This window comes from Zavarzinia sp., from assembly GCF_049306435.1.
Lineage (GTDB): Bacteria > Pseudomonadota > Alphaproteobacteria > Zavarziniales > Zavarziniaceae > Zavarzinia.
In genome coordinates this window covers 1-7,074 of the sequence record NZ_JBAQRT010000025.1, presented here as the reverse complement: position 1 = coordinate 7,074, position 7,074 = coordinate 1, and the positions used below count along the sequence as shown (strand labels likewise).

Annotated in this window: 9 protein-coding genes; 4 read left to right on the top strand and 5 right to left on the bottom strand. The window is 68.0% G+C overall.

Annotated features, from left to right (window positions below):
• The 3 genes from WAZ62_RS01395 to WAZ62_RS01385 all read right to left on the bottom strand — a co-directional run.
• On the bottom strand, positions 1–184 hold a 184-nt coding region (locus WAZ62_RS01395; RefSeq protein WP_422641742.1), incomplete at its 3' end, for a GcrA family cell cycle regulator.
• A 48-nt stretch (positions 185–232) separates the two neighbouring features.
• The gene (gene bioD, locus WAZ62_RS01390) at positions 233–946 is read right to left on the bottom strand and encodes a dethiobiotin synthase (RefSeq protein ID WP_422641741.1); all 714 of its coding nucleotides are present in this window, start codon (positions 944–946) and stop codon (positions 233–235) included.
• On the bottom strand, positions 943–2,091 hold the full coding sequence (locus tag WAZ62_RS01385; protein ID WP_422641740.1) for an aminotransferase class I/II-fold pyridoxal phosphate-dependent enzyme: 1,149 nt from the start codon (positions 2,089–2,091) through the stop codon (positions 943–945). The genes bioD and WAZ62_RS01385 overlap by 4 nt, the downstream gene beginning before the upstream one ends.
• 207 nt (positions 2,092–2,298) lie before the next feature.
• On the opposite strand from WAZ62_RS01385, the gene bioB reads away from it, so the two are divergent.
• The 3 genes from bioB (at position 2,299) to WAZ62_RS01370 (ending at position 5,749) form a co-directional block, all read left to right on the top strand.
• Positions 2,299–3,333 carry a biotin synthase BioB gene (bioB, locus tag WAZ62_RS01380; protein ID WP_422641739.1) on the top strand — a complete coding sequence of 345 codons (1,035 nt, stop codon included), beginning with the start codon at positions 2,299–2,301 and terminating at the stop codon, positions 3,331–3,333.
• A 4-nt stretch (positions 3,334–3,337) separates the two neighbouring features.
• Positions 3,338–4,606, top strand: coding sequence for an adenosylmethionine--8-amino-7-oxononanoate transaminase (locus WAZ62_RS01375; RefSeq protein ID WP_422641738.1), 1,269 nt, complete (start codon positions 3,338–3,340; stop codon positions 4,604–4,606).
• A gap of 168 nt (positions 4,607–4,774) precedes the next feature.
• Complete coding sequence (locus WAZ62_RS01370; protein ID WP_422641737.1) at positions 4,775–5,749, top strand: oxygenase MpaB family protein; 975 nt, start codon at positions 4,775–4,777, stop codon at positions 5,747–5,749.
• Here the strand turns inward: WAZ62_RS01370 and WAZ62_RS01365 are convergent.
• Both WAZ62_RS01365 and WAZ62_RS01360 read right to left on the bottom strand, forming a co-directional pair.
• Positions 5,727–6,485: a TSUP family transporter gene (locus tag WAZ62_RS01365; RefSeq protein ID WP_422641736.1), complete on the bottom strand. Its 759-nt coding sequence runs from the start codon at positions 6,483–6,485 to the stop codon at positions 5,727–5,729. The genes WAZ62_RS01370 and WAZ62_RS01365 overlap by 23 nt on opposite strands.
• A gap of 7 nt (positions 6,486–6,492) precedes the next feature.
• On the bottom strand, positions 6,493–6,783 hold the full coding sequence (locus tag WAZ62_RS01360; protein ID WP_422641735.1) for a hypothetical protein: 291 nt from the start codon (positions 6,781–6,783) through the stop codon (positions 6,493–6,495).
• Positions 6,784–6,869: 86 nt separating this feature from the next.
• Between WAZ62_RS01360 and WAZ62_RS01355 the strand changes: the two genes are divergently transcribed.
• A partial coding sequence (locus tag WAZ62_RS01355; protein ID WP_422641734.1) for a hypothetical protein occupies positions 6,870–7,074 on the top strand: 205 nt, incomplete at its 3' end.

The following is a 7,074-nucleotide window of genomic DNA, read 5'->3' as shown; positions in this document are numbered from 1 at the left end:
CGACGGCGCTCGCCGGGCGCTCGCTGCGCACGGGGCTCGGCCGGCCGGACAGGCCCAGGCGGTGCACCTTGCCGATCACGGCGTTGCGGGTGATGTTGCCCAGTTTCGTGGCGATCTGGCTGGCGCTGAGGCCTTGTTCCCAAAGATCGCGCAATGTCGCGATACGCTCATCGGTCCAGGACATGGCGTGTCCTCACTCCCCAGAAAACGGTCTTGACCGCAACGAAAACCACTATATCTCGACAGGCGCTTTTGGCGCCACACAAGATGATGACTTGTCCACAAGAAATTGGGTCAGATCTGGGACCTTGGCCCAAGGCTCGGCGCCGGCCAGTCGCGGCACGACACAAACGGGCAATTCCGGCAGGAATGAGGCGATCGAGCGGGTCAGTTCGGCGACGTTTCCGCCGCCTTCGCTCTCGCTCATGACGATGCCGGCGATGGGCAGGCCGCGCGCCCGCAGGGTCTCGATCGCCGTATAGGTATGGGACAGGGTCCCGAGATAACTGCCGATGACGAGCAGCGACGGCCAGCGGGTGATCGCCAGCACGTCGAGAAAGGTCTCCCGCCCGGCGATCGGCGCCATCAGACCGCCCGCGCCCTCGACGATCAGAGTCTCCCGGCCCGCGCCCGCGCTGGTGCAGAAGGCGGCGATTTCGGCGGCGGTGACGGCGCGGCCTTCCAGCCGGGCGGCGACATCGGGGGCGACCGGGGTCCGGAAGCGCCAGGGCGCGATCGCCGCGATCGCCGCTTCCGACACCGCCTTGCCCTGGGCTGTCAGGATCAGGCCGGGGTCGCTGCCGGCGGCGCTCTCGGTCTCATAACCGCTGACCACGGGCTTCAGCACCAGGGCATCGGTGCCGCGCAACTGATGGGCCAGGGCACAGGTGACCAGGGTCTTGCCGATCTCGGTCCCGCTCGAGGTGACGAACAGCCCCCGGCTCACAGGATCTTCTCCCGCAGCAGGGCCGCGACGGCGTCGATATCCGCGTCCTCGATCGCGCCGGAGAAGGCGAAGCGCAGGCGCGAGGTGCCGGCGGGCACGGTCGGCGGCCGGATCGCGGAGACGAGATAGCCGGCCTCGGCCAATACGCGCTGGGCCTCCAGCGCCCTGATCTCGGTGCCGAGGATGATCGGCACGATCGGGCTTTCCGCGGGCGCGAGGTTGAGCGCCCGGGTAAAGCGCCGGGCCTTCTCGACCGGGCGGGCGACCACTTCCGGCTCGGTCTCGATGATGTTCAGGGCTTCGATGGCGGCGCCAACGGCGGCGGGCGGCAGGCCGGTCGAATAGATAACGGTGCGCGCCCTGGTCTTCATCAGGTCGATCACCGGCTTCGAGGCACAGAGATAGGCGCCGTAGGAGCCGATGGCCTTGGACAAGGTGCCCATCTGCAGGGGCACGGCGGCGGCTTCCTTGCCGACATGGACCGAACCCCGGCCGCCGCCGATCACGCCGATGCCATGGGCGTCGTCCGCCATCAGCCAGGCGTCATATTCGGCGCAAAGCGCGCCCATGTCCGCCAGGGGGGCGAGGTCGCCGTCCATCGAGAACACGCCGTCGGTGACGACGAGGACATGGGGATATCCGCCGCGCTCGGCCGCCAGGATCTCACGCAGATGCCCGAGGTCGTTGTGGCGGAAGGTGAGGGTGCGGCCGGGCGACATATGCGCGCCCGCGTTGATGCAGTTGTGGGCCAGTTCGTCGACGATGACGAGACTGTCCCGGCCGATCAGCACGGGAATGATGCCGAGATTGGCCAGATAGCCCGAACCGAAGACGCAGGCGGCCTCGGTCCCCTTCAGGCGGGCGAGGCGCGCCTCCAGTTCTTCGATCAGCGGGTGATTGCCGGTGACCAGGCGCGAGGCACCGGCGCCGGCGCCATGCTGCTCGACCGCGCGGATCGCCGCCGCCTTCACCCGGGGATGGCTGGCGAAATTCAGGTAATCATTGCAGGAAAACGAGACCAGGCGCTGGCCGCCGCGTTCCAGCCAGGCCCCATCCAGCCGCGCCGTGGGCACGAGGGTCCGGCGCTGGTGACGTTCGTCCAGTTCTGCAAGTTTGCCCGCGGCGAAGGCGTCGAGAGAGCGCATGGTCGACACTAGTCCTGAAAGGCGGCGCACATTGGTCCCAATGCGGGCGGGGGTCAATCCCCCTCCACGCACGGCACCCTTTCGCGAACACCCTGTTTCCGGTCTCGGCTCTTGACCTTGCCGTAAAGCCGCATAGTCTGCGGCCAGCACACGCGGGCCGTCGCCCGTGGCGTATCGTCTCGCCGTCTGCCGAGGATAGGGTCGCCCATGACCGAATTCGCCCCCGCCCCTTCGTTTGCCGCCGCCGTTGCCGGCCGTCCCGACGGCCTGCGCCACGACTGGCGCCGCGAGGATGTCGAGGCCCTGTTCAACAAGCCCTTCGCCGATCTGGTGTTCGAGGCGCAGACGGCGCATCGCCGCTTCTTCGATCCGAACGAAGTGCAGATGTCGACCCTCCTGTCGATCAAGACCGGCGGCTGCCCCGAGGATTGCGGCTATTGCCCGCAGTCGTCGAAATTCGACACCGGCCTCAAGGCTTCCAAGCTGATGGCGGTCGGCGCCGTCCTCGAGGAAGCGAAGCTGGCCAAGGAAGCCGGCGCCAGCCGCTATTGCATGGGCGCCGCCTGGCGCAGCCCCAAGGATCGCGATCTCGACCAGGTGATCGACATGATCCGCGGCGTGAAGGCCATGGGGATGGAAACCTGCGTGACGCTGGGGATGCTCGACGCCGATCAGGCCCATCGCCTGAAGGACGCCGGTCTCGACTATTACAATCACAATCTCGACACTTCGCCGGAGTTCTACCCGGAAATCATCACCACGCGGACCTATCAGGACCGGCTGGACACGCTGTCCAACGTGCGTGACGCCGGCATCAATGTCTGCTGCGGCGGCATTGTCGGCATGGGCGAGGATCTGGAAGATCGCGCCGGCCTGTTGCTGACCCTGGCCAACCTGCCGGTCCATCCCGAATCCGTGCCGATCAACCTCCTGGTCAAGGTCGAAGGCACCCAGCTCGGCGAGGAAGCCGATCTCGATCCCTTCGATTTCGTCCGCACCATCGCCGTCGCCAAGATCCTGATGCCGGCCTCGATGATCCGCCTCTCGGCCGGGCGCGAGCATATGTCGGACGAGATGCAGTCGCTGTGCTTCCTGGCCGGCGCCAATTCGATCTTCATCGGGCCGAAGCTGCTGACCACCGACAATCCGGCGGCGGAAAAGGACCAGCGCCTGTTCGACAAGCTGGGCGTCCGCCCGATGCCCGCCCCCTGCGAAGCCGCGAGCATTCGCGCCGCCGAGTAAGGCGATGACGGCACAGGCCCCCGGCTGGTACACAGCCGGGTTCGGGCACATCTGGCTGCCCTATACCCAGATGAAGACGGTGACGCCGCCCTTGCCGGTGGCGCGCACCGAAGGCACGCGCATTCACCTGGCCGACGGGCGGGTGCTGATCGACGGCATCGCCTCGTGGTGGACCGCCTGCCACGGCTATAACCACCCGCATATCCGCGCCGCCGCCGCCCGCCAGATGGAGCAATTGCCCCATGTGATGTTCGGCGGCCTGGTGCAGGAGCCGGCGCTGACCCTCGCTCGCCGCCTCGCCGCCCTGCTGCCGGGCGATCTGTCGCGGGTGTTCTTCTCGGATTCGGGTTCGGTCTCGGTCGAGATCGCTATGAAGATGGCGATCCAGTATTTCCTGAACCGGGGCGTGACCGGCAAGGGCAAGTTCCTGTCGTTCCGCCACGGCTATCACGGCGACACCATCGGCACGATGGCGGTCTGCGACCCGGACGAGGGGATGCATTCCCTCTTCACCGACCTCCTGCCCCGCCATTTCATCGCCGACCTGCCGGTCGACGACGAAAAAAGCGCCGCATTGGATGCCTTCCTCGATGCCCATGGCGGCGAGATCGCCGGCATCCTGGTCGAGCCACTGGTCCAGGGCGCGGGCGGCATGAAGTTCCACGACGCCGAAACCTTGCGCCGGCTTCGCGCCGCCGCCGACCGGATCGGCGCCCTGCTGATCTTCGACGAGATTTTCGTCGGCTTCGGCCGCACGGGCACGATGTTCGCCTGCGAGGCGGCGGGGGTGGTGCCCGACATCCTTACCCTGTCCAAGGCATTGACCGGCGGCACCATGGCGCTGGCCGCGACCGTGGCGACGACCCGCGTGTTCGACGCCTTCTGGGACGACCGGGCTTCCGCCGCGCTGATGCACGGGCCGACCTATATGGGCAATGCCCTGGCCTGCGCGGTCGCCAATGCTTCCCTCGACCTGTTCGAGAGCGAACCTCGCCTCGACCAGGTGCGGGCGATCGAGGGCTGGCTGCGGGCGCGGCTGCCCGAATGCCGGGACCTGCCCGGCGTGGTCGATGTCCGGGTCAAGGGCGCCATCGGCGTCGTCCAGCTGGACAGGATCGGCGATCTCAACGCCCTGAAACGCGCCTTCGTCGAGGCCGGCGTCTGGGTGCGGCCCTTCGGCGATATCGTCTATCTGACCCCCGCTTTCACCGTGACCGAGGATGAGGTGGATATCCTCGCCGGGGCGATCCGCAAGGTGTTGGCGGCGCGCTGAAATCCGAGTGGAGCCCCTGTCCGGCCCCCCGCGAAAATGCGAGCCGACGCGCGATTCACTTTATCTTTCAGCGTCTTGCGCAGGATCCGCCGGCCCGCCCGGAACCGGAGTTTTCGTCATATTCCGGCTTTGCCATGCTGAACCCGACTGAAAACGGGGAAAAGCATCATGGGCATGGGCGAATTTCTGGCGTCGTCGCTGGCGCGCCTGCCAATCCACGGGCCACTGCGCCGCTCCCTTGATCTTGTCTATACGCCGGCCGATCCGGCCTTTCGCGTCGATTACCTGGCCGGGCCGGGCGATCCCGGTGACATCGGACCGGACAGCGTGACCTGGCGGGTCATGGCCAACCCGATGGTCTTCGCCATCGGCGCCATTCCGGCGGTCATTCTGCAGCTGGCGGAGGAGGGCATCGGCAAGGGGGTCGATACCTATTCGACCTACAAGACCGACACGCTGGGCCGCACCCAGCGCACCCTGTCGGCCGCGCTCGCCAGCACCTATGCCTCGAAAAGCGCGAAGGCGGCGCTGATGGCCGAGGTCGCGCGGCGCCACGCCCGGGTGCGGGGACCGCTCGATGACGGCGGCCGCTATTCCGCCTTCGATCCAGAGCGCATGGCCTTCGTCCATCTGACCGCCGGTTACGGTTTCGCCGAGGCTTACCATCGGCTGGTCGCGCCACTCTCCTCGGCGGAGCGGGAAGCGCTGATCACCGAATCCCTGCCGGTCGCCGCCGACTACGGCCGTTTCGAGCTGCCCCGGACCCCGGCGGCGGTCGACGCCTTCCTGCGGGGCTGGGCGCCCCGGCTTCAGCGCCGGCCCGAGCTGGAGAATTTCCTCGCGGTCGCCCGGCGCGGCTCCGCCGTCAGCCTGCTGCCCCGCGCTGGCCAGGGCCTGCTGCTGCGGGCGGGGATCGATCTCCTGCCCGACTGGGCCAAGGAGCGGCTGGGCTTTCAGCGCGCGCCCGCGGCGCAAGCGGCAACCGTGGCCCTGCTGCGGCCGCTGGTGCGCTTCGTGCCGAGGGTGATGCGGGATACGCCGCCGCAGCTGGCCTGCCGGCGCCTCGGCCTGCCGGACGATCATCTGTTCCGGCCCCGGGCCACGCCTGTTCTCGCCGGGGTCAGCCCCAGATCAGCAGCTTGAAGGCGAGGCCGAGCGACATCACGACGAGGATCGGCCGCACGATACGGGCGCCGACATTGATCACCAGATGGGCGCCGACGCGCGCCCCGATCAACTGGCCCAGCGCCATCGCCCCGCCGATCACCCAGACGACATGGCCGCCGCCGATGAAGACCGCGAGGGAGGCGATGTTCGAGGTGAAGTTCAGGACCTTGGCATGGGCCGTCGCCCGGCGCAGCGAATAGCCCAGCAGGGCGACGAAGGCGATGGCGAAGAAGGAGCCGGTGCCGGGGCCGAAGAAACCGTCATAGGCGCCGATGGCGCTGGCGACGACGGCGATGAAGAAGGCGTCCGAGACCCGGCGGTGCGCCTCGATATCGCCCGCCCGGGGCGACAGCAGGACATAGAGCGCGACGCCGATCAGCAGGGCCGGGATCACCTCGGCGAGGGCCGAGGCATCGATCAGGCGGACGCCGATGGTCCCGATGACGGCGCCGAGGAATGTCGCCGCGATAAAGGGCCAGAAACGGCGCAGGTCGATCTCGCCCCGGCGGATGAAGGTGATGCTGGCGATCAGGGTGCCGAAACTGCCCTGCAGCTTGTTGGTCGCCAGGGCCTCGGCCGGCGGAACGCCAACGGCAAGCAGCGCGGGCACGGTCAGCAGGCCGCCGCCGCCCGCGATGGCGTCGATGCAGCCGGCGACCAGGGCGACGGCGAAGAGAAGGGCCAGGATTTCCGGGCCGGCGATGAAATCCATGATCGGATCAGAGCCTGAGCAGGCGGGCACGCGCCGCCGCGAAGAGGGCGAGGGGCGTCAGGGTGAAATGCAGCAGGTCGGGCAGGGCGCCCCGGGCCGACTGGCGCAGGAACACGACATCGGCGACCTCGAGCGCCAGCCCGATCAGGATGACGATGCCGATCCCCGCCAGATGGCCGAAGCCCCGGCGCAGCGCCGCCAGCACCAGGATATAGACGATCAGCCCCAGATAGATCTGCGATGCCTCGGATCCGCCGGGCAGGGCCTCGAACAGGGCCATCCTCACGTCGCGGTACATGCATCACTCGTCATTATCATTAATCTTTCGCTAGGGCTGACGCTCTATGGTGGCGGAAGAATGCCACAAACCGAGCGCCGCCGCCCATGGCCGACAAGATCCCCGCCCTGCGCCTGAACACGATCGGTCAACTGGTCGAGAACGGCTATGCCCTGCGGCTCGACTGTTCGCCCTGCGCGGAGGGCGCGGATGTCGATCTCGAAGCCCTGATCCGCCAGCTCGGCGCCGATTTCACCCTGCCGGAACTGCGCCGCCACGCCGCCTGCCCGCGCTGCGGCGGCGCCGTCACCC